Here is a 21,618-nt window from a genome sequence, read left to right as displayed (position 1 = left end):
TCAGCCTCCCTGTGTCCGGCGATAGTCGCTATAGGCGGTTGCCGTCCACATCTCGATCAGCAGGGCACGGTCGATCTGCGCGCTGCTGCGATCAGCGAGGATCCCAACAATGGACGGGTCGCCGGCGACGCGGTCGTTGCCGAACAGCGAGCAGGCCAGCGCGTATGCCGCCACCGCCCGCTGGCTCTTCAGGCCGGCCTTGCGGCAATGCGCGATGACCGCGTCGAGCTGCGCATCCAACTGGTCCAACTGCAATGGCGCTTTTCCCCCCAGGTGCTGGTTGAGGAAGTCGGCCAGGTTGTTGCGCAGCTGTACCTCGCCGATCGCCGCCATCTGTTTGCGCTTGACTGCCAGCACCGTTGACTCCTTCAAGCCGCCGTGGACAACGGCAGCGCCTGTGGCTCGGCCCGGCCGTCGCGGGCGAAGAACAGCACGCTGTCGGGGCTGCGGCTTTCGGCGTAGACGCCATGGATCGGGCCGAAGAATTCCTTGCGCGCGGGTGCATCCAGGGCCGGGATGACAGTGCGGAAGGCGCGCGGGTCGTAGAAGCGGAACAGCATGCTGCTGCCGTCCGGTGCGCGTACCCGCAGGACCCGGCGCAGGTGCGCACGCACGCTGCGCAGGTCGAGCCCGGCATCTGTGACCAGGACGATGCCCCAGTGGCCATTCCAGCCCTCGCGCAAGGCCATCTGCGCGGCAGCGCTGTCCGGGTCCAGCTTGACCAGCCACGGCGCGGCGGCGCTCAGCATCGGATCCAGCGCGCCCTCGAACAGGCAGGCGGCATCGGGTGCGACCTGCGCCAGCCGGGCGGGGAGGTCGTCGATCATGGCCCCGTCCATGACCGCATACACCGCACGCGCGGGTTGCCCGAAGACCATCCTGTGCAGCGACTCGTACTGGCCTTGCGGGATCACCTGGTCCTGTCTCCAAGCGTTCATCGGCAAGACCGACGACGTCGGCGGCCGTTGGCGGCAGGCGGGTTGCGTCGAAGGCCCTGGCGCGGGCGATGGACGTGCGCCATCCCCGTGCCACAAGGTTTACGCAGGCCGGTGCGGAAACAGGTCATGACCGGAGGGCCTCCCGCGCGGCGCGGGCGGCTTCGCATTCGGCGCAGAACGGCTGGCCCGCAAGCGCGGCATTGCGCAAGGCCTGCGCCTGCAACTGCTGGACGGGGTCGGTGACCTTGCCGTCCTTCGTGGAATGGGCACCTTGGGCGATATCGGTATTCGAGGGACTTACTTTCTTCGCACCACTGGGCGAACCACCCGAATTCAGCCTGATCATCGTGCCGATGACGCTGACACCGCTTGGGTCGATCACGATGCCGTTCGAACCCACCTTGAGGCTGATGAAAGTATCCGCCTCGATCACCGTCTTGCCACCGAAGATGTCGACCGATACCGGGCTGGAGACGCAGACCTGGTTGTTCCCGACCACGCGGACTTCCTGCTCTGCATGCAGTTGCAGGTCCGCCTTGGTGCCCTGAAGGAAATCACCGACCACGAACGTGCTCGAATCGGCATCGACCCGCAGGTCGTGCTCGCCCTTGATGTAGGTTCGACCGTATCCGCCGATCTTGAGGTCTGAGTTGCCGCCGATGCCCTCGTGCTTCGACGCCTTCACGTTGACGTTGAAATCTTTCTGCGCCTGAATGAACAGCTCTTCGCTGCCCTTCTTGTCCTCGAAGCGCAGTTCGTTGGTTCCTCCGCCACCCTTGGACGACAGCGTCTTGATCGTAGACTTGGTCGCTTCGCCGGGCAGCGCGTAAGGCGGTTTGTTGATGCCGTTGTAGACGCAGCCCACGGCGATCGGCTTGTCCGGGTCGCCCTCGAGGAAGTCGACCACGACTTCCATCCCGACACGCGGGATGAACATCGTGCCGTAACCGTTGCCGGCCCACATCTGGGCGACGCGGATCCAGCACGTGGCCTTGTCGTCCGGCATGTCGGTGCTGCGGCCGGGCACCTTGCGATCCCACGGGAAGCGCACCTTGATCCGGCCGAGATCGTCTGTGTAGATCTCCTCGCCCGGTGGGCCGACCACGATCGCGGTCTGCGGGCCGCGCACCTGGCCCTTGCGCGTCGCCAGCGGTGCGCGATAGACGGTGTCGTGCGGCTGCAGGGTGAATTCGTTGCCGTAGTCGCCGCCCCCGCCGCTGGCGGTGAGGTTGTTGCGGCCGTGGTGCCAGACCGACAGCAGCAGGTACTCGACGTTGAATGCGTCGAACGGGTGGTCGTACAGGGTGAAGGTGTGGCCCGGCGCCAGCGTGCGGATCTGGCTGTCGCCGCGGAAGCGCAGGTGGCTGGATTCCTCGGCCTCCATGATCACCTTGGACAGGTGCTTGCCGGCACTCGCATCGGCCGCGCCGCTCTGGGCGACGAAGCCACCCGGGTAGCGGTAGCGCTCCAGCTCGTGGTCGCTGCCGATGTCGAGCACGGTCGGCGTGTTCTCGCCCACCGAGCCGCGCTTCTTGTAGTCCCAGTCGTGCAGGGTGACCTTGCGCGTGCGCATCTGCTCGTTGCGCGACAGGCTGCGGATGGCGTCGAAGTCCTCCGCGTGGCCGTCGTGGTGGAACGGCAGTTCGTCCGGATCCAGCGCGGGATTGCTGTCCTTGTTGTCGGTGAAGACCAGGATGTGCTTCGACTCGCCGCCTTCGTCGTTGTGGCGGAAGTAGTAATGGATGCCTTCGCGCTCGATCAGCCGCGAGATGAAATCGAACGTGGTCTCGTTGTACTGGGTGCAGTACTCGAGCTGCGGATGGGTTTCGGTGAGTTCCAGCTTGTAGTCGCTGAACGCGAATTCGCCGAAGATCGTCTCGACTATGTCCGGCACCGACAGGTTCTGGAAGATCCGGCAGTCCTCGTGCTGGGTCAGCATCCAGAACCACGGGACGATGTCGCATTCGTAGGTGTAGAGGTCGCCCTCGCCATCGGCGGACGGCGCGCGGCCGGTCTGCGCGAAGCGCGAGACATACCCGTTCCAGTGGCGCTCGCCGGCCATGTGCCGGCTGTCCCAGGTCTCGATGCGCAGGATCGCCCACTTGCCGATGATCTTGCGCGGGTCGATGTCGTCGTGTTCGGACAGCAGGCGCAGGCGGAACTCGAACAGTTCGGAGACCGCTTCGTGCCCGGACATTTCCTCGATCAACAGGTCGTCTTCCCCGTATTCCTGCAGGGTGAGGAAGTACATCCGGTTGCTGGTGGAAAGACTGAGGGGCATGAGTCGATGCCTGTGGCGTGTCGCTATCGTCGGCGCTGTCGCGCCTGCGCGACATTCGTCCGAAGTGCTATGCGTGGCCGATGTCGCGGGTCACGGCATAGCGCGAAGGGGGTAGAACCCACGCTGCCGTCCCTGGCGGCGCAGGCAGGTGGTGCGGTGGGGCTCAGTCCACCGCGTAGGTGAAGTTGCCGTCCTCGCCCGCGCCGATGCGGATGGCGTTGATGCCGCCGCCGGCTGCCATCCGCTCGAGCACGTGGCCGGACACTTCCGGCAGCACGGTCCCGGTCAGGATGTTGTCGATGTTGCGGGCGCCGGAATCGACCTCGGTGCAGCGCTGGGCGATGGCATCGACCACGGCCTCGTCGTACTCGAACGCGGCGCCATGGTTGGCCTTGATCCGCTTGCCGATCTTGTTGAGCTTCAGGCGCACGATCTTGCGCAGGTTCTCGTCGCGTAACGGGTAGTACGGGATCACCGCGGTGCGGCCGAGGAATGCCGGCTTGAAGGTGCGGTTGAGTTCGGGTTTCAGCAGGTCGTTGAGGTAGGCCACCGTGGGCAGCTCCTCGGACTCGTTGCAGGCCTGCATGACCAGGTCGGTGCCGGCATTGGACGTGAGGATGATCAGGGTGTTGCGGAAGTCGATCTCGCGGCCTTCGCCATCCTCCATGCGGCCCTTGTCGAAGACCTGGAAGAACAGTTCCAGCACGTCCGGATGCGCCTTCTCGATTTCGTCCAGCAACACCACCGAATACGGCCGGCGACGCACCGCCTCGGTCAGCACGCCACCCTCGCCGTAACCCACGTAGCCCGGGGGCGAACCCTTGAGGCTGGAGACGGTGTGCGCCTCCTGGTACTCGGACATGGCGATGGTGATCATGCTGCGCTCGCCGCCATACAGCGCGTCGGCCAGGGCGATCGCGGTTTCGGTCTTGCCCACGCCCGAGGTGCCGACCAGCAGGAACACGCCCTTCGGCTTGTCCGGGTCTTCCAGGTTGGCGCGCGAGGTGCGCACGCGCTGGGCGATGGCCTCGAGCGCATGGCTCTGGCCGATCACGCGTTCTTCCAGCGAGTCCTTGAGCTTCAGCACGGCCTGGATGTCGTCGGCGACCATGCGGCCCACCGGAATGCCGGTCCAGCCGGCGATGATCTGCGCCACCGCACTGGAATCCACCACCGGCAGGATCATCGGCTCGAAGCCCTGCAGTGCCTTCAGTTCGGCGCGCAGGCCATTGAGCGTCGCCACCGCATCGACACGCGCGGGATCGTCGGCGGCCAAGGCCTCGACCTTGTCGAGCTCTGCATGGATCTTCGTGACCAGTTCCTTTTCCTGGGCGAAGCGCGCTTCGTCCGCGGCCAGTGTTTCGCTGACCCTGGCGGTTTCCTCGGCGATCTCGCCGAGGCGCTTGCCGTGCTCCGCGCCGCCGGCGGTTTCCTTGTCGAGTTGCGCGCGTTCGGTGGCGAGCACGTCCAGCCGCCGGCGTGCGTCTTCGAGCCGGGCCGGCGTGGCGTTCTGGCCGATCGCGATCTTGGCGCAGGCGGTATCGAGCACGCTCACCGCTTTGTCCGGCAGCTGGCGGCCGGGGATGAAGCGCGAACTCAGCTTGACCGCCTCGGTGATGGCTTCGTCGAGGATGCGCACCTTGTGGTGTGCGGCCATTGCCTGGCCCACGCCGCGCAGCATCGACACCGCCTTGTCGTCGTCCGGCTCATCGACCTTGACCACCTGGAAGCGGCGGGTGAGGGCGGGATCCTTCTCGAAGTATTTCTTGTACTCGGACCACGTGGTCGCCGCGATCGTGCGCATCTCGCCGCGCGCCAGCGCCGGCTTGAGCAGGTTGGCGGCGTCGTTCTGGCCGGCCGCGCCACCGGCGCCGATCAGGGTGTGCGCCTCGTCGATGAACATGATGATCGGCTTCGGGCTGGACTTGACCTCCTCGATCACGCCCTTCAGGCGATTCTCGAATTCGCCCTTCACCGAGGCGCCGGCCTGCAGCAGGCCCAGGTCCAGCGACATCAGTTCGACGCCGCGCAGCTGCGGCGGCACGTCGTCCTGGGCGATGCGCAGGGCGAGGCCTTCCACCACCGCGGTCTTGCCGACACCGGCTTCGCCGGTGAGGATCGGGTTGTTCTGCCGACGCCGCGTGAGCACGTCGACCATCAGGCGGATTTCGGAGTCGCGGCCCAGCACCGGATCCAGCTTGCCTTCGCGTGCGCGCTGGGTCAGGTTGATGCAGTACTGGTCCAGGTTCGGCGTGCGGCTGGGCTTGCCGCCGGCCGGCGCGCTGCCGGGCGTGCCGGCATCGCCACCGATCGCGCCGCCGGCATCGCCCAGCGCACGCGCGTCGCGGGCTTCGCTGGAGGCTTCGGTCAGCGCGTGGAAGTTCTTGGTCAGGGTCTCGAGGTTGATCTTCTCCAGCGAACGCGCACTCACGCTGACCAGCCGGCGTAACTCATTGTCGGCGAGCAAGGCGACCAGCAGGTGGCCGCTGCGCACCTTGGCCTCGCCGAATTCGATCGAGGCCCAGCCCCAGCCGGATTCGAACAGCTTGGGGATCATCGCGGACAGCGCGGGCGTGCGCTGGTTGCCGGTCTTGAAACCGTCCAGCGACTTGCCGAGCTCGCGTTCCAGCGCTTCCGGGGCGATCTCGAACTGGCGCAGGATGCGATGGATGTCGCTGTTCTCGACTTCCAGCAACTTGACCAGCAGGTGCTCCACCTCGACTTCGTAGTGGCCGCGCGACATGCAGAGGCCGGCGGCGCCTTCCATCGCGCCCCGGCAGGTGGTGTTGAGTCGCGCGATCAGCGACCGAAGATTCAGCGCCATGATTGGCCTCCCATTGCGGAAAAGTGGAATTCGCAGTCGTTTGCCGGCCGGGGGTCGCGACGACCGCCCAGCCAGGTGTTCCAGCCCAGTTGCGGGCGGTCTTGGTCGCGCGCGCCCAGCCGCAGCGGCGGCACCTGGTCCGCGCGCAGCGACAGCCGCACGCGCAGGTCGATCGCCAGCCCGGTCAGGAAGCGGGTGAGTTCGATGACATCGCCCAGCTTCGGACCCCGCGGAAGCAGGGTGTTGAAGCGCGCGCGGTCGAGCGGGCCGATGGTGAGTCGCAGGGTGGTCTGCCGATCCCAGTAGCGCGTGCCGAGCACGCAACCGTGGCCCAGGCGATGCGCATCGCGGCCCAGCCGGGTGCGCGCGTCATCGGAAATCGTCTGCCAGGTCCCCAGGCAGCCCGCGGCCTGCACTGGCGCGCCGACGACGGCCGACACCACCTGCGCGATTGCGCGTTCGCCATGCGGGCGTTGCGCGACCAGGCCCGAGAAATACACCAGCGCGGCGCCGGGCAGTTCGCGCGTCTTCTGGGCGACGCGCTTGTTCGGATGCAGGCGCGCCTGCAGTGCCGGCGTGCCCAGGCCGACCACGTATTCCAGGTAGCGCAGCACCGAATTCTGGAAGCCGAACTGGCGGCCGATCTCCGGGCGGTGCTTCGCCCAGGCCAGCCAGAACAGCGAGACCAGCCTGTGGTTGAAGACGTCGAGGAATTCCTGCGCGCTGCGATCGCGATGGGTCTTCCGCGCGATCAGCAGTTCCGTGTAGGTGCGCGGCAGCACGCCGGACGGGCCGGTCAGGCCCATGAAGTTCACGCACACGCGGGTATTGCTGTCGCCGGTTTCGATCGAATGCAGTTCGGATGGCGGGAACGCCAGCGACGCGGGGGTGGTGAAGCGCAACGGACCGGGACGCGCGCCGGTGCCGCGCCCATCGAAACCGTTCGCCGAATACAGCAGGCGGACCGCCTGGAAGAAGCCGAAGCGGCCCGGCTCCGCGTGCAGCCGCTCCAGCGCCGGCTGCATCGGGTCGATGCCGGCCACGTGCTCGCGATGCGCTGGCGGCGGGACTGCGTTCTCGCTGCTCATACCAGTGGCAGGCTCCCGCTGCGGGGCTCGAAGCGGACCATCCATTCCTCGCGCTGCTGGGTGCGCACGCTGAGGCGTGTGTAGGAATTCGCCGTGCAGTACAGGCCGAAGAAGCGATCGAGCACGCAGGCCATGAGGTACACGCCGGAGCCAACGTACTGGTTCTCGTCGAATTCCAGCTCGATCTCGGTGCCACGCACGAAGGCCTGGCGCGGCGCCTGGCCAACGCGGGTCGTGGACGGCTTGCCACCCACGCGGGTGATCCCGGCGATCTGCTTGCGCAGGGTGCTGGAGTCCGCGAAGTTGTAGAGGCTGAGGATTTCCAGCAGCGCCTCGCGGCCGCCATCGACGATCGACAGGTGGTTGAGCGACAGATGCGAGATCAGCCGCCACTGGTTGGCCTGGCGCATCGGCGCGCGCCAGGTCGCACTGGGTTTCTTCAGCAGGCGCGCACTGGCGATCACGCCACCCTGTTCCAGTTGCAGCAGGCTTTCCTCGCCACCGAACGGCAACGCCGAAGGCAGGTCGCGGTTGGTGCAGGTCAGGCTGACCGAGAGCGTCTCCACCGCGGGCGTGCGCGGGTTCATCTCGCGGTCGACCAGGCTCAGCATCACGTCGGAGCCGTCGTCGTTCGGCAGCAGCGACGGTCGCCGTTGCAGGTACCAGTAGTGGCCACTGCCGTCGTCGTGCAGGCCGTGCTGCACCGAGTAGGCGGGGTAGAACTCCACCGAGTCGTTGCCGGTGGGCGTGCGGCTGAACTTGCGCACCCAGTCCACCGAGTACACCTCCAGCCCCAGCGGGCGGCGCACGTCGGGGACCACCTGGTATTCGTGGCGTTCCTGCGACAGCCGGATCGGTTCGCCCTGCTGCTTGAACAGGTTGACGATCGGCGTGCAGAACAACCGGAAGGTGTCCGCGGTGACGGTCTGCTCCAGCCGCTGCAAGCGCTCCGGACGGCCGAAGGCACCGAGTTCGATGGCGATCTCCATCGCGCCATCGAAGCGCGACAGGTCCAGGCCGGTCACGTCGATGAACAGGAATTTCTCCGGCAGCACGAAGTATTCCTGGATCAGGCGATAGCCCAGGAACGAACGCGGGTCGTAATCAAGCAGCGCGTCTTCTTCCTCGAAGCCGACCGGCTTCAGGGCCGATGCCGGCAGGCGCAGCGGCGGCACCTGCGGGGCGTCGTCGGGCGCGCGCAGGGTGATGCTGGCGGTGGCGTTGAGCAGCAGTTCGTGCAGTGCGTGGACGAGCGGGCTCTCGCCGTCCAGGTACAGGCGCAGGCGCTGGATCGGCAGCTTCGACAGCGGCAGTTGCGCGGTCGGTTCGATGCGCAGGCGCAGGGTGGCGACGGTATCGGTGCGGGTCACGGCGAAGGCGGAGCGCTCGGCCGCTTCCAGGCGCGCGTCGGCGATGCGGATCGGCCAGACCTCGACCGGGTAGCCGGTGCGATAGCGGATCGGCAGGCCCTGCACCGGGCGGGTCAGCAGCTGGCTGTGCCGCGGCAGTTCCTGCATCGTGCTGATTTCGGCACCGGGTGCGAGCTGCAGTTGCGCGACCGACATCGACGGCACCGGCCGCAGGAAGTGCGGGTAGAGCACCGAGAGCATCGCCTCGGTGATCTGCGGGAATTCGTCGTCGAGTTTCTTGTGGATGCGCGCGGTCAGGAACGAGAACGACTCGATCAGCCGCTCCACGTGCGGGTCTTCGCAGACCTCGCCCTCCATCTGCAGGCGCGAGGCGATCTTCGGGTACTTGGAGGCGAACTCCTTCGACAACCGCCGCAGGTAGGTGAGTTCGTTCTCGTAATACGGCAGCAGCTCGTCGAGCATGGCGATCCCGCGGCATGGGTCGGAGCGCGCGTCATGCGCGACCGATGGCCCATACAGGCTAGATAGCCACCGCCGGGGCAGCCATTCGCCGGAAGGTGTATGCCCTCTGGTGCGGGCCGGATGGCGGCCTGGATGGCCGGCCCGGCGCCGCGATTGCGTGCGCGCCTACAAGCCGGGAAGCAGCTCGTCCAGGGTGGTGCCATCATCCTCGGCGCAGAATTCGTCGTCCGGTACTGCGCAGTCACGCAGTATCTCGGTGCCACCGGCGCTACGGGTCTTGATGCCGCTGGCGGCGGCGCTGCCGGCCACCGATTTCGGCAGCAGCAACCACATCCGCACCGGCTGGTTGGTGGCCAGCGCCATCTTGCCGGCCTTGTCGCCGAAGCCCCAGAAGAAGTCGCCGCGCACGCTGCCGCGGATCGCGCCGCCGGTGTCCTGGGCGAAGACCAGGCGCCGCATCGGGCCCTTGTTGCCCGGCTGCATGCCGTCGATGAACACCGGCGCGCCGAGCGGGGTGGCGCGCGGATCCACCGCCATCGAGCGACCCGCGCTGAGCGGCACGCCGAGCGCGCCGATCGGGCCTTCCGGACCGTCGCCGATGCGACGGAAGAACACGTAGCTGGGATCGGGGATGCCGGTGCGCGGCACCGCAACACCGCTGCCCACGGCCTGGCCCGCGGCCTTGCCGCCGCCCTTGCCCTCGAACTCCGACATGTCCATCTTCGGCCCGCTGGCCGATGTGGACTTGCCCGCAGGCTTGCTGCTCGATGCCGGCCGGGCATCCGCGACCATCGCGAGTTCTTCTTCAGGCGCCACGTAGCTTTCGTCGGCGACCGGCGCGGTCAGCAGCGCCTGGATCATCGCCTCGACTTCGGAGGATTCGACCTCGATGGCAACGCTGGTGTCGACGTCCTGCGCGGCGGGGGCGGCGGGGCGCTTGGCCTTGGGGCGCGGCTTCGGCTTGGCCTTGGCGACCGGGCGCGATCCGCTGCTGGCACTGGCCGTGCCGCCGCCCTGCAGTGCGGCGACGATGCGCGCGACTTCGTCATCCACCGCATCGCCGGACGCTTTCTTCTTGCCGCCGCGGGTGCCGCCGGGGATCTCGATGTCGTTGGTCGTCTCCGCGACCAGCGGTTGCTGCAACGCGCGTGCCTTGATCGCCAGCAGGATCGCGTCGGAATCGCCGCGGGTGGCATTGGGCATGAACGGATGGCCGTTCTGCTCGGCGTAGGCCAGGCGGATCAGGCCGCCGTCCTTCAGCTGGATCTTGCCGGAGCCCTGGATCTGCATCGAATACAGCTTGAACGGGTCGGCCACCCAGGCCAGCACTGGCGCGTCGATGCCGTTGGCATCGATCGCCTGGCGATTGGGGTAGGGCTTGATGGTGTTGCCGACCACGCGCACGCGGTAGCGCTTGTCGCGGTTGTTCGGCGAGGTACCGACCAGGTCGATCTTGTACTGGCGCGCGCCGGCCGCGCCGGCATCCGCACCGACCAGGCGGCCATCGGCGATCTTCAGCCAACGGCTGGACTGGCCGGCCACGGTCCGCGAATCGACCATGTACATGTCGTTCGGGATGCCGTAGATCGGGAACTTGTAGGCGCCCTGCTGCTGCAGCGAGCCGGCGATCAGCGGCTCGAAGTAGCCGGTCAGCTTGCCGGTCGCGCTGCGCGTGGAGGTCAGCATCTGATAGGCGTAGAACTCGTCGTGCATGAACTGGCGCAAGGCCTCGTCGTTGCGCGGCAGCTTGGCCAGCCTTGCGCACAGCGGCGCCCATGCCTTGCGGCGTTTCATCGCCTTGCAGTTGGTGCTGAAGCTGGCGTAGGTCTCGTCGAAGCTTTCATCGCCCCAGCCCGGGATCTCGTCGAACAGGACCGGCACGTAGGCCGCGGTCTTGGTGGCGAAGGCGGGCCCCAGGTCGGGATTGACCGGTCCCTCGGGGGCGCTCTGCGCAGCGGCGAAGCTGGACAGTGCGATGCCCAATGCGAGCAGCGGGGCACGCAGGCGTTGCAGGCGGGAAGTATGTGCGGTGCGCGTCATGGCCTTGCCTCGACGGCCACGAAAACGGGCCGTACACGATGCGATCAGGCTGCGCCCGGCCCACCGGCCGGACAATACGGCGTACGCACTAGACGTTCGGGCAGACGTGGATGGCGTCTGCCGTTCGGTGGTTCGGCAGGTGCGGCACGCGTGGCCGTCGCCGCTACAGACCCTGCAGCTTGCGCGAGGCGACCACGGCCTCGACCCGGTTGCGCACGTTGAGCGCGCGGAAGATCGCGGCCAGGTGGATCTTGACCGTGCCCTCGCTGATGCCCAGGTCGCGCGCGATCAGTTTGTTCGGCTTGCCCTGCGAGAGCAGGCGCATGACGTCGATCTGGCGTTCGGTCAGCAGCTTGCGCAGGCCGTCGATCCCGCGTGCCGCTTCGCCCGGCGCAGGTGCGGGTGCGGCCTCGGCCGGTTGCCAGCCCTGCGCCTGGGCATTCGCCAGCAGCAGTGGCGGGATGTAGATGCCGCCGGCCAGCACCAGCCGGATCGCCGACAGCATCACGTCCGGGGAGTAGGCCTTGGGGATGAAGCCGAGCACGCCGATTTCCATCAGCGAGCGCATCAGGTCGACGTCCTCGGAACCGGACAGCACGATCACCGGCAGCGCCGGGGCCTGCGCGCGCAGGCGGTTGACGTGCTGGTGGCCCTGGGTGCCGGGCATGGTGATGTCGACCAGTGCCAGGTCGAGCGAATCGGCATGCGTCGACGCCATCCGGTCGAGCTCGTCCAGGTTCATCGCCACCACCGTCTCCACGGCGGGATCGAGCTCGGCCAGCTTGAGCTTGACCCCCTCGATGATCAGGCGGTGGTCGTCCGCTATGAGCACTTTCACTGCGGCACCTTCATGCGTGTCCTGTCCCCGTCGCGCGATGTCGCGCAGGCTGCGGCGAGCGCAGCTGCGCTCGATGGCATCCACCATAGTCGCTGGCGCAAGCGGCCAGCAAGCCATGCGCGCCGTTCCAACGGCATAGCTCCTACGGCATATGGTTGAGCGTGGCGCGCACGCCGAAGAATGCCCGGCAGTGTGCGCCCCGTCGGCGCAGCGAATCCGAATGCCCATGACCGGGATGGCCCGCCAGCGCGATGCGTTCCTGCATGCCCCCGTGGTGGCGCGCGCGCTGCTCGTGGCCTTGCTGCTGATGCCGGGATGTGCGATGGCCGGCGGGCAATCAAACGCCACGCAACAGGCGCCAGCGGAGGTGCCGGCCACCCAGGCACCGGCGACACGCGGCGTGTCGGCGAATGCCGCGCGCGAGGCCGCATCCGCGCAGCTGGAACAAGTGCGTCCGGTCGCGACCACGCCGGTCGATCCGTCGTTGCCGCAACCGCCACAAGCAGCGCCTGTCATCCCGGTGGATGCCGATGCCGCAAGACCCGTCGATGCCGATACGGCGGTCGCGCCCACCGTTGCGGGCGTCCCGCCGCAGCGCGGCGTGATCTTCCGCATCATCCCGCCTGCGGTCGCATTGTTACCGGCTGAAGCCGGGCAGGCGAGCGCCACCGGGCCCGGCCAGGCCGCAGCGGCCACGCCCGCCCCGGGCGCGCCAGCGCCACGCGCCAGCTATCTGCTGGGCACGATCCACTTCGGCACACCCGAAGAACAGGGCATCGACTACGCCAGGCTGGAAGAACTGCTGGGCGAAACCGAAACCTTCGTCAACGAAGCCAACCTCGATGAGGCATGGAAACCGGAGTACGACGGCTATCGCTGGCTGCCGGTGGAGACCCCGCTGGAAACGATGATCGGCAAGGACGCGATCACCCTGGCCAATGCGCTGCTGCCGCAGGTGCGTCCGCAGGACCTGCAACGGATGAAACCGTGGTCGGTGCTGGCGCTGCTGGAGGCGCGCGGCGAGAGCGGCGGCGAGGCGACCATGGACGCGCGCCTGCAACGTATGGCCAGCGGCGCGGGCAAGCGCCTCGCGCACCTGGAGACGCTGGAACAGCAATTGCAGGCGCTGGATTGCGTGCCGGCGCAGGAACATTCGCTGGTGCTGGCCGAGCGGCTGCGCACGTCCTGGATCCTGCGCATCGAATCGGCGGAGGCGATGGCCTTCTACCGCAGCCGGAACCTGGACGCATGGCTGGCCAGCATCGACCGCATGGAAGGGCTGGGCGAGCAGGCGAAAGCGATCGAACAACGTTCGCGGCATTGCCTGCTGGAAGAACGCAACGCACGCTGGATCGGACCTCTGGAAACGTTGTTCCAGGACGGGCCGAGCCTGGTCGCGGTGGGTGCCGTGCACCTCGTCGGCAACGACGGCCTGCTGGCGGCCTTGCGCCGCGACGGCTACACGGTGGAGGCGCTGCCGTGGTGAGTCGCTTTTTGCGTTATCGCACGTGTGGCATCGAGCAAAGCTTAAGGGAGCGATCGGAATGGCATTCGGCATGAACGGTGATCGGCAGGTCCATTGGGGGCAGGGGGCATTCCTCAGTCCGCAACACCTGCAGGCGCAGGATGCGTGGGAGCAGGCCTGCCGGCATGCGCTGCACTTGCGGCTGACGCCGTTCCCCTGGGGCTATGAAGCGCTGCGCGTGCGCGAGGATGCGCTGGGCAGCGGCGTGGTCGATGTCGAGCATTTCTCGCTGGTCACCCGCACCGGCGAACGCCTGGTCGGTGGCTCGGTCGAGACCGCCGGCGGCAACACCCGGCTGCCCCAGCGCAACATCGCCGAGCTGCGCGTGGCCGGCAACGATCCGATCCCGGTGTGGCTGGTGTTCAACCGCGAGCGCGCGATCCAGGGCTTGTCGCAGCGCGAGTCCGAGCGCCTGCAGGCGCGGCATGCGCTGGCCACCGACACCCTGGCCGATCCGTTCGATCCGCAGGCGCCCGAGGCCGATGTCGATTTCCTGCTGTACCAGCCCAACATCGTCACCGGGCTGGACGAGAACGCCGAGGCGATCGTGCGGTCCTCGGACAGCTACAAGTTCGCCGAGCTGCTGCCGGCAGGACCCGGCAAGTTCAAGCTCTCCCACGACTACATCCCGCCGACCACCGCGATCGTGGCCTCTCACAACCTGCTGCGCTGGACCCGCGCGTTGCGCGACCTGCTGGTCTCGCGCGGGCAGGACTTCGCTTCGGTCAAGCGCCAGCGCGGCATCCGGGCGGCGTCCACCAGTGCGCAGGAAGTCATGCGCGTGGTGATGATGCAGACCTTCGGCCGGCATATCCCGCTGTTCCAGGAACACGCGCGGCTCAACACGGTGTCCGCGTATGCGATGTACCAGGACCTGCGGACGCTGGTGGCCGAGTTCTCGGTGTTCTCCGAGGACATCGGCTACTTCGGCGAACTCGCCGGCAAGCCTCGCGAAACCGAATTGCCGGACTACGACCACGAAGACCTGCGTCGCTGCTTCCGGATCGGCTTCGACCGCGCCGAAACGCTGATCAAGGCGTTGACCGTCGGTGCCGAGGTCGGCATCACCCTGACCCACGATGGGCGCTTCTACCGCGCCGACCTGCCGGTCAACCTGTTCGAGAACGACAAGACCCGGTTCTACCTGGCGTTCGAGTCCGAGCAGAAGGGCGCGGAATTGTTCGCGCGGCTGTCGCGCACCGGCAAGATCGCCTCGATGGACGAAATGCCGCGGCTGCTGTCGGCGGCGCTGTTCGGCCTGAAGATCGACCTGCTGCCGGTACCGCCCGAAGAGCTGCCGCAGAAGAGCCCGAACACCACGTACTTCCTGGTCGATACCACCCATCCCTTCTGGCAGATGATCAAGAACGGCCGCAACATCGCGGTGTTCTCCGACCTGCCCGCCGATTCGACCGTGATCAAGCTGTTCCCGGTCGCGACCCAAGACTGACGGCAGGACTGAACGCATGGCCCGACTCCTGCACCATTTCACTCCGCTGTTCTCGTATGGCCTGGCGCTGGACGAGAAGGTCAGCGCGAACCAGGCCAGCGAGCCGGCACCGTCGGTCATCGCGCGCGCGCGCGAACTGATCGACCGCGCCAAGGCGGCGGCGCTGGCGGATGGCAAACGGCCCGAACAGGTCGACGGCGCGGCGTTTGCCGTGGTGGCGTGGATCGACGAGATCATGGCACGCAACCCGTCGTGGCTGGTCAGCGGCGCGCCGCCGTTGCAGGTGACGATGTTCAACACCAACAACGCCGGCAACGAATTCTTCCAGCACCTGTCCGCGCTCAAGCAGGACCAGGACGAGGTGCGCGAGGTCTATTACCACGCGATCCTGTGCGGCTTCGTCGGCCAGTACTACTACGAGAACGGCGATACCGGCGAGCTCGGCAAGCTCAAGGAATTGCATGGCCGGCAACTGCCGATCGCGCCTGCGCCGATCCATACCCTGCGCGAAGAGAAGATCACCCCGCAGCCCTACGGCGTCGCCGATCCCTCCGGCCCGAAGTACCCGCGCCAGTGGGATCGCACCCTGCTGCGCATCGGTGCGCTGATCGCGCTGCTGATCCCGATCGGTTACCTGATCTACATCCTGATCGCCCAGCCCAAGCCGACCATCGAGGCACCGGTGCAGCAGGCGCTGGCCGGCTTCCCGTGTTCGGACCTCACCGCCAGCGTGGACGAGGACAAGCGCACGGTGAAGATCGGCGGCTACGTGTCGCGCGCGGACGACATCAGCGGGGTCAAGCAACGCATCACTGCGCTGGAAGGCGTGAAGTCCGCCGACGTGCAGGTGCAGCTGCGGATCTGGCCGCATTGCGAGGTGGTGAAGATCCTGGAGCCGTTCCAGGCCCGCAACAACGACTCCGGCTACGGGCTCACGGTCACCCCGAGCACCGGCCACTCGGATCGCTTCATCGAGGGCGAGAAGGTCACGATCAAGGTCACCCAGCCGAACTACGACGGTTACCTGTACGTCGACTACTACTTCGTCGACGGCAACATGGCGCACATCTTCCCGCACCCGAACGAGCCGGAAAGCGGCCGTCTGGTGAAGGCCGGGGAAACCCTGGTGATCGGCAACACGCCGGAAGGCTGGATCGTTGGCGCGCCGTTCGGCCAGGAGCTGATCACCGTGATCAGTTCGCCCACGCCGCTGTACGACGGCGCCCTGCCGACCTTCGACAAGGCCGAGGACTACCTGCCCAAGCTGCGGCAGATGGTCGATGCCAACCGCGGCAACACCAAGCTGGTCGCGACCTACCTGTTCATGCAGACGGAGCCCGCACGATGAATCCGCTGGACTTCGTGGAACGCCTGTTCTCGAACATCGGTTCGGTGTTCACCCGGATCGGCTACCTGTACGAGAAGAGTTCCGATACCGCCAAGAAGCCGTGGCTCCGCCGCATCGTGGTGACGCTGGTGCTGCTGGTCGTCGTCGTCGGCCTGGTGTTCCTCGGCCTGGCCCTGATCCCGATGGTGCCGATGCGGTTCTGGCAGGTGCTGGCGATCTGCCTGGTCGCACTGGTGGTGTTGTGGTGGTTCACCGCCGGCCAGCGCAAGGCCTCGCTGAAGGGGCGCACGCGCAAGCGCATCGGCGACCTCGGCCCCGGCAACGCCGAGGACGAGAAAGTCCCGACGCAACGCATGAACGCGGCGATCGCGGAGGCCAAGCGAACCATCGCGCGCTCGCCGGAAATGGACAAGGGCCGCAATCCGCTCTACCGCATCCCGTGGATGCTGTTCGTCGGCGACCAGCCCGCGGACGTGCTGGGCATCCTGCGCGCCGGCAGCGAAGTGTCGCCATTCCCGGCCTCCGACAAGCCGGCGATGGACGCGGACGATGTCTGGCGCTGGTGGTTCCACAAGTCGATGATCGCCATCGAGATGCATCCGCGCGTGGTCGCCGATGCCGGTGCGCGGCTGGATCGCGGCCTGTGGTACCAGGCGCTGATGCAGCTGGCCAACGAGCGCGAGAAGCTGCCGCTGAACGGCATCGTGGTCACGGTGGCCGCGCAGACCTTGATCGGCCCGGCCGACAAGCTCAAGGAGACGGCAACGCGCCTGCGTCGCCTGGTCGACGAGGCGATGGAACACCTGCAGGTGCAGATGCCGGTGTACTTCGTGGTCAGCGGGCTGGATCGCCTGCCGGGGTACGCGCAGGTGCGCGCCACCTTGCCGGCCGAAGCGTTCTCGCAGGCGCTCGGCCATCGCTTCGCCGACAACGAAGTGGTGAGCGCGGCCAGCAGCGGGCGGATCGAGGACGTGTTGCGGCCGATCGAGGAGCGCCTGCATGCCCTGCGCATGACTGCCATGCGCGCGCAGCACACGCCACAGGCGCGTCGTGCCGTGTTCGAGTTCATCGAATCGCTGCGCCAGGCGGGGCAAGGACTGAACCTGTTCGTCGGCCTGATGCTGGAAGACAACCCGTTCCAGCGCACGCCGCGCTGGCGCGGCCTGTACTTCGCCGGGGGTGCCGACACGAACAATCGCGGTGGTGCCTTCGTGGCCGACCTGTTCACCCGCTTCCTGCCCAGCGACCAACCGTTGGCCGGCGCCAGCTTCAAGGGCAATGCCGGGAGGATGGCGATCGCCGGCGTCGGCGTGCTGGCGATGCTGGGCCTGTCGGCGTCGATCGCCTACGGCCTGTCCTCCGCGCGCCGCGACGACACCACGCTGTTGGCGCAGACCCGCAGCGCCTGCGCCGAAGTCGCCGACCGCACCTCGAACGGGCGCATCACCTGGGTCGCCGGTTGCGGACGCACGGTCGAGGCGCTGGATGCCGCGGCCAGCGAGAGCCTGCTGAGTTTCGGCATCCGCCGTGCCGACGCCGACATCGAGACGCTGCGGCAGCGCGTCATCGACGATTTCAACAACCTGATCCTCGCCCCCGAGGACCAGATGCTGGCGACCGACATCGAGCAGCGCCGTGCCGGCATCGAGCATGCGCTCGCGATCACCCAGCGCCTGCGCCTGCTCGACGACTGCCGCGACGGCAACGACGACTGCCGCAAGCGCGAACTGCCGAACAACGTCAGCTTCGATGCGCGCTCGCGGCTGTTCGCGCCCTTCGTCAGCCCCGACCACGACACAAGGCGAGACCGCGACAACGCCGACGCCCTGTTCGCCACCTACCTCGGCTACCTGCGCTGGCAAAAAAAAAACGTCCTTGACGCAGAGCGTGAACGCCTTGAAGGCCTGCTGACCAAGCTGCTCGCCAACTACACCCCGCGCGCCGCCGACCTGCAGAAATGGGCCGACACGCGCGGGCAGGGCGTCAACCTCGCGACCTTCTGGTTGCCCGAGGGTGCGGTGGTCGGGACCGATGGCGGCGAGATGCCCGGTGTGTCGCGCGCCTACACCCGCGATGCATGGGAAGGCATCGTCGAGCCGCTGCTGGTCACGCTGAAGGCGCAGGCCCCGGACAAGCAGGCGCGGGTCGACGACCTGCGGACCAGCTACTTCCGCGACTACTTCGCCAGTTGGGCCAAGTTCCAGTCGCGCTTCCAGGACGGCATCGGCCTGTGGCGAGGCCGCTACGGCGACCTGCAGGCACGCGCGGCCGGCCACCAGAATCCGTACGCGCTTTTTTTTCAGTCCGCCCAGCGCAACCTGCATGAACTGCCGCTCGACTGGCCGTTCTCGTCGCGCTGGGCGGCCACGTGGGCGCGGATGAAGAGCGACTGGATGTCGTCGTGGCGGCCGTTCGGCCGCTTCGTGGCGGACTCCTTCAAGTTCGGCGGCGAGAAGGTCACCCCGCCGGTGTGGCTGCTGGCAATGCACGACACCGAAACCCGCGTGCTTGCTGCCGCCGAAGCCGACTACGCGCGCGCCTACCTGCGCCTGCAGGCGGAAGGCTCCGGCGAGGATGTCTACCAGTTGGCTTCCGACCTGTTCGCCAGCAAGGGCAAGGCGGACAAGCCGCCGGCATCGGACTACACGGCGATGCTCGACGCGGTCGACAAGCCCGGTGAACAATTCGCCACAGCGTTCAAGGGCAACGACCTGGGTGCGTGGTCGGTGGTGCAGGGCCCTGCAAAGCTGATCCTGTTCCTGACCGTGCACCGCGCCGGCGAGTACGTGCAGGAACGCTGGCGCGACAGCGTGGTCAAGCCGCTGGAGGCGTTGCCGCAGGAGCAGCAGATCGAAGCGCTGTACGGCGAGCAGGGCAAGCTGGGCGCCTTCGTCAACGACTGGCTCAAGCCCTTCATCACCGAGAAGGAACGCCTGCCGGTCAAGGTCGGCGGGGTGGCGATGCCGCTCACGCCCGGTTACCAGAACATGGTCGCGGCGCAGCGCAAGTTCCTGCCGGTGCTCGACAACGGCCCGCCGTTCCTGGCCGGCAGTTTCACCCTGACCCAGCCAAGCCAGCTGGGCGCGCTCGACGAGGGCGACGGCGGCACCGTGTTCGAGGTCGAATGCCGCGAGCGCGTGTATCGCGCCAGTTCCGCCGGCGAATCCCTGGCCGACGCCACCGCCCAGGTGTTCTGGTCGGCCGGCAGCTGCCTGCAGGCGCGGATCCGCCTGAGCATCGCCGCGCCGCCGGCGGAAGATGCCGAGGTCGTGCAGGAATTCGATCCCGCCACCAGCCAGATGGTCGATGCCGCGCCGGCCGGCGAGCCGATCAGCCTGACCCGCATCTATGCCGGGCCGGAAGGGTTCGCGAAATTGATCGAGGAATTCGCCGGTGGCTCGCGCGTGTTCGCGGTGGAGGACTTCCGCGAGAGCTACAGCCCGGCGCAATGGTCCGAGCTGCGCCAGCGCCTGGCCGAGGCGAAGTTCCGCAGCGCCCGCGTGTTCCTGCAGGTCGAACTGTCCGACCAGATGAAGCAATACCTCGGCGCCAGCACCGCGCGCGCCGAAGTCCCGAGCGTGATCCTCGAATAACCGCCATCCGGAGCCTGTCATGCCGATCGACGTCAACGAACTCCTCGCCCCGATCCCGGGCAGCGACCCGGCGGGCAGCGATGCCAGCTTCTCCGACCAGTTCGACCGCATCCGCGAGGCGCGCCGCGCGGACGATCCCAACCTGGCCCAGGGCGAATGGCAGACCGAACTCAAGGTGGCCGACTGGCGCGAGGCGCAGAGCCTGTCCGAGGACATCCTGCTGCGCACCAGCAAGGACTTGCAGGCGGCGGTGTGGCTGGCCGAGGCGGCGATCTCGCGCGACGGACTGGAGGGCGCGCGCGACAGTTTCGCGCTGCTGGCCGGCCTGCTGGAAACCTACTGGGAGGGGCTGTACCCACGCGCCGATGACGGCGACCTGGAAGAACGCGCCGGCAAGCTCGCCTGGTTCGCGACCTACGGCGCACGCGCCCTGCAGGCGATGCGGTTGAACGACGACCCGCAGGCACCCCTGACCCTGGCCGGCTGGATCGATTCCCGCGAGGTCGACAATCTCGGCCGGCAGAACGCCGAGGCCTACCAGGGCGCGCTCGACGAGGGCCGCATCAATGGCGAAGCCTACGACGCGCGGATGGTCGCCACGCCGGAGGCCATGCTGATGGAACGGCTGGTCCAGGTGCAGGCCGCGCGCGATGCATTCACCCGCTTCAGCACGACCTCGGACGCGAAGCTGGGCCGCGACGCCCCCAACCTGGCCGCGATCGACGACGGCCTGAAGAAGATCCAGCAGATCTACGCCAAGGTCGCCACTGCCAAGGGCATCGGCGGGGTGGCCGCGGTCGCCGATGACGGCGCGGGCGAGCAAGCCGTTGCCAGTGGCGGTGTCGCCAGCGGTGGGGCATCGGGCGGTGGCGTGGCCCTGGACCTGGGCGGCGGCAGCCTGGCCTCCAAGCAGGCTGCGCTGCGCGCACTGGGCGAGATCGCCGGCTTCTTCCGTCGCACCGAGCCGCACAGCCCGGTCGCCTACCTGCTGGAACGCGCAATCGTCTGGGCCGACATGCCGCTGGAGCAGTTCCTGGCCGAACTGATCCGCGACGAAAGCACCCTGTCCTCGATCCGCGAGCGGGTCGGCCTGCCGCCGTCCTACTGACATGCGGCGCGGACGCATTCGCGTGCCGGGGACGGCCACGCCTTCGCTCCGGTCGAATGGCATATGCCCATTTCTGGCCGTCCGGCGGATTCTGCAGGACGGTCGCGGTTCCTAGACTCGTTTGCATGATGAGCGGAGGCCGCCTTCGGCGCGCAGTTCCGTTCGGATCGATAGCAACACCCACCCAACACCACGCGCACGGGGAACGTCATGGCCAAGAAGGAAAGCACCCAACACAAGCTCGACCGCGTGCGCGCACCGCGCGTGCAACTCACATACGACGTCGAAGTGGGCGATGCGATCGAGAAGAAGGAACTGCCGTTCGTGGCGGGCGTGCTCGGCAATTTCAGCGGTCAGCCGGCCGAGCCGCTGGGCAAGCTGAAGGACCGCAAGTTCGTCAACGTCGACAAGGACAACTACGACGACGTGCTCAAGGGCATGAAGCCGCGCGTGCAGATGCAGGTCGACAACAAGCTGGCCGATGATGGCTCCAAGCTCGGCGTCGAACTGAATTTCCGCAGCCTGGAGGATTTCTCCCCGGAGCGCGTGGCCAACCAGATCGAACCGCTGCGCAAGCTGCTCGAGGCGCGGCAGAAGCTGGCTGACCTGCGCAACAAGGCCGCCGGCAACGACAAGTTCGAGGACCTGCTCAACGACGTGCTGCAGAACACCGACAAGATCGCGCAGCTGTCGCGCGAAGTGGGCGGGAAGCCCGAGGAGTAAGCGTCCCGCGCGCCGCATTGCCACCGTCGA

Annotated in this window: 14 protein-coding genes; 6 read left to right on the top strand and 8 right to left on the bottom strand. The window is 67.4% G+C overall.

Annotated features, from left to right (window positions below):
- The 8 genes from ACE3T8_RS07495 to ACE3T8_RS07460 all read right to left on the bottom strand — a co-directional run bounded on the left by ACE3T8_RS07495 (position 1) and on the right by ACE3T8_RS07460 (position 11,841).
- The gene (locus ACE3T8_RS07495; protein WP_374351532.1) at positions 1-357 is read right to left on the bottom strand and encodes a hypothetical protein; all 357 of its coding nucleotides are present in this window, start codon (positions 355-357) and stop codon (positions 1-3) included.
- Between the two features lie 11 nt (positions 358-368).
- Positions 369-938 (bottom strand): DUF4123 domain-containing protein, encoded by a 570-nt coding sequence (locus ACE3T8_RS07490; protein WP_374608122.1) that lies wholly within the window; start codon positions 936-938, stop codon positions 369-371.
- A 124-nt stretch (positions 939-1,062) separates the two neighbouring features.
- Positions 1,063-3,219 carry a type VI secretion system Vgr family protein gene (locus ACE3T8_RS07485; protein ID WP_374608121.1) on the bottom strand — a complete coding sequence of 719 codons (2,157 nt, stop codon included), beginning with the start codon at positions 3,217-3,219 and terminating at the stop codon, positions 1,063-1,065.
- Between the two features lie 163 nt (positions 3,220-3,382).
- Positions 3,383-6,043: a type VI secretion system ATPase TssH gene (tssH, locus tag ACE3T8_RS07480; protein ID WP_374608119.1), complete on the bottom strand. Its 2,661-nt coding sequence runs from the start codon at positions 6,041-6,043 to the stop codon at positions 3,383-3,385.
- Positions 6,034-7,131 (bottom strand): type VI secretion system baseplate subunit TssG, encoded by a 1,098-nt coding sequence (gene tssG / locus ACE3T8_RS07475; protein ID WP_374608118.1) that lies wholly within the window; start codon positions 7,129-7,131, stop codon positions 6,034-6,036. Before tssG ends, tssH begins: the two co-directional genes overlap by 10 nt.
- A complete protein-coding gene (gene tssF, locus ACE3T8_RS07470; RefSeq protein ID WP_374608116.1) occupies positions 7,128-8,963 on the bottom strand; it encodes a type VI secretion system baseplate subunit TssF in 1,836 nt (611 codons plus the stop codon). The genes tssG and tssF overlap by 4 nt, the downstream gene beginning before the upstream one ends.
- A 165-nt stretch (positions 8,964-9,128) precedes the next feature.
- Positions 9,129-11,003 (bottom strand): MltA domain-containing protein, encoded by a 1,875-nt coding sequence (locus ACE3T8_RS07465; RefSeq protein ID WP_374608114.1) that lies wholly within the window; start codon positions 11,001-11,003, stop codon positions 9,129-9,131.
- Between the two features lie 163 nt (positions 11,004-11,166).
- On the bottom strand, positions 11,167-11,841 hold the full coding sequence (locus tag ACE3T8_RS07460) for a LuxR C-terminal-related transcriptional regulator (protein WP_374608112.1): 675 nt from the start codon (positions 11,839-11,841) through the stop codon (positions 11,167-11,169).
- 226 nt (positions 11,842-12,067) lie between these two features.
- On the opposite strand from ACE3T8_RS07460, the gene ACE3T8_RS07455 reads away from it, so the two are divergent.
- The 6 genes from ACE3T8_RS07455 to tssB all read left to right on the top strand — a co-directional run bounded on the left by ACE3T8_RS07455 (position 12,068) and on the right by tssB (position 21,588).
- Positions 12,068-13,327 (top strand): TraB/GumN family protein, encoded by a 1,260-nt coding sequence (locus tag ACE3T8_RS07455; RefSeq protein WP_374608111.1) that lies wholly within the window; start codon positions 12,068-12,070, stop codon positions 13,325-13,327.
- A gap of 70 nt (positions 13,328-13,397) precedes the next feature.
- On the top strand, positions 13,398-14,816 hold the full coding sequence (tssK, locus tag ACE3T8_RS07450; RefSeq protein ID WP_374608109.1) for a type VI secretion system baseplate subunit TssK: 1,419 nt from the start codon (positions 13,398-13,400) through the stop codon (positions 14,814-14,816).
- A 16-nt stretch (positions 14,817-14,832) separates the two neighbouring features.
- Complete coding sequence (locus tag ACE3T8_RS07445; protein ID WP_374608108.1) at positions 14,833-16,164, top strand: DotU family type IV/VI secretion system protein; 1,332 nt, start codon at positions 14,833-14,835, stop codon at positions 16,162-16,164.
- Positions 16,161-19,757, top strand: coding sequence for a type VI secretion system protein (locus ACE3T8_RS07440; protein ID WP_374608106.1), 3,597 nt, complete (start codon positions 16,161-16,163; stop codon positions 19,755-19,757). The genes ACE3T8_RS07445 and ACE3T8_RS07440 overlap by 4 nt, the downstream gene beginning before the upstream one ends.
- Positions 19,758-19,776: 19 nt before the next feature.
- Positions 19,777-20,865 carry a type VI secretion system protein TssA gene (tssA, locus tag ACE3T8_RS07435; RefSeq protein ID WP_374608104.1) on the top strand — a complete coding sequence of 363 codons (1,089 nt, stop codon included), beginning with the start codon at positions 19,777-19,779 and terminating at the stop codon, positions 20,863-20,865.
- Between the two features lie 210 nt (positions 20,866-21,075).
- Positions 21,076-21,588, top strand: coding sequence for a type VI secretion system contractile sheath small subunit (gene tssB / locus ACE3T8_RS07430; RefSeq protein ID WP_374608102.1), 513 nt, complete (start codon positions 21,076-21,078; stop codon positions 21,586-21,588).
- Positions 21,589-21,618: the final 30 nt, after the last annotated feature.

This window comes from Thermomonas sp. (genome assembly GCF_041919455.1).
Lineage (GTDB): Bacteria > Pseudomonadota > Gammaproteobacteria > Xanthomonadales > Xanthomonadaceae > Thermomonas.
The sequence above is the reverse complement of the archived record's forward strand: the minus strand, read 5'-3'. Positions and strand labels throughout refer to the sequence as shown.

What these genes read in the sequence shown, in the direction of transcription:
- ACE3T8_RS07485 (WP_374608121.1), bottom strand. Translation starts at nt 3,219, where the DNA reads ATGCCCCTCAGTCTTTCCACCAGCAACCGGATGTACTTCCTCACCCTG.
- tssA (WP_374608104.1), top strand. Translation starts at nt 19,777, where the DNA reads ATGCCGATCGACGTCAACGAACTCCTCGCCCCGATCCCGGGCAGCGAC.
- tssF (WP_374608116.1), bottom strand. Translation starts at nt 8,963, where the DNA reads ATGCTCGACGAGCTGCTGCCGTATTACGAGAACGAACTCACCTACCTG.
- ACE3T8_RS07445 (WP_374608108.1), top strand. Translation starts at nt 14,833, where the DNA reads ATGGCCCGACTCCTGCACCATTTCACTCCGCTGTTCTCGTATGGCCTG.
- ACE3T8_RS07490 (WP_374608122.1), bottom strand. Translation starts at nt 938, where the DNA reads ATGAACGCTTGGAGACAGGACCAGGTGATCCCGCAAGGCCAGTACGAG.
- ACE3T8_RS07440 (WP_374608106.1), top strand. Translation starts at nt 16,161, where the DNA reads ATGAATCCGCTGGACTTCGTGGAACGCCTGTTCTCGAACATCGGTTCG.
- ACE3T8_RS07465 (WP_374608114.1), bottom strand. Translation starts at nt 11,003, where the DNA reads ATGACGCGCACCGCACATACTTCCCGCCTGCAACGCCTGCGTGCCCCG.
- tssG (WP_374608118.1), bottom strand. Translation starts at nt 7,131, where the DNA reads ATGAGCAGCGAGAACGCAGTCCCGCCGCCAGCGCATCGCGAGCACGTG.
- ACE3T8_RS07455 (WP_374608111.1), top strand. Translation starts at nt 12,068, where the DNA reads ATGACCGGGATGGCCCGCCAGCGCGATGCGTTCCTGCATGCCCCCGTG.
- tssH (WP_374608119.1), bottom strand. Translation starts at nt 6,043, where the DNA reads ATGGCGCTGAATCTTCGGTCGCTGATCGCGCGACTCAACACCACCTGC.
- tssK (WP_374608109.1), top strand. Translation starts at nt 13,398, where the DNA reads ATGAACGGTGATCGGCAGGTCCATTGGGGGCAGGGGGCATTCCTCAGT.
- tssB (WP_374608102.1), top strand. Translation starts at nt 21,076, where the DNA reads ATGGCCAAGAAGGAAAGCACCCAACACAAGCTCGACCGCGTGCGCGCA.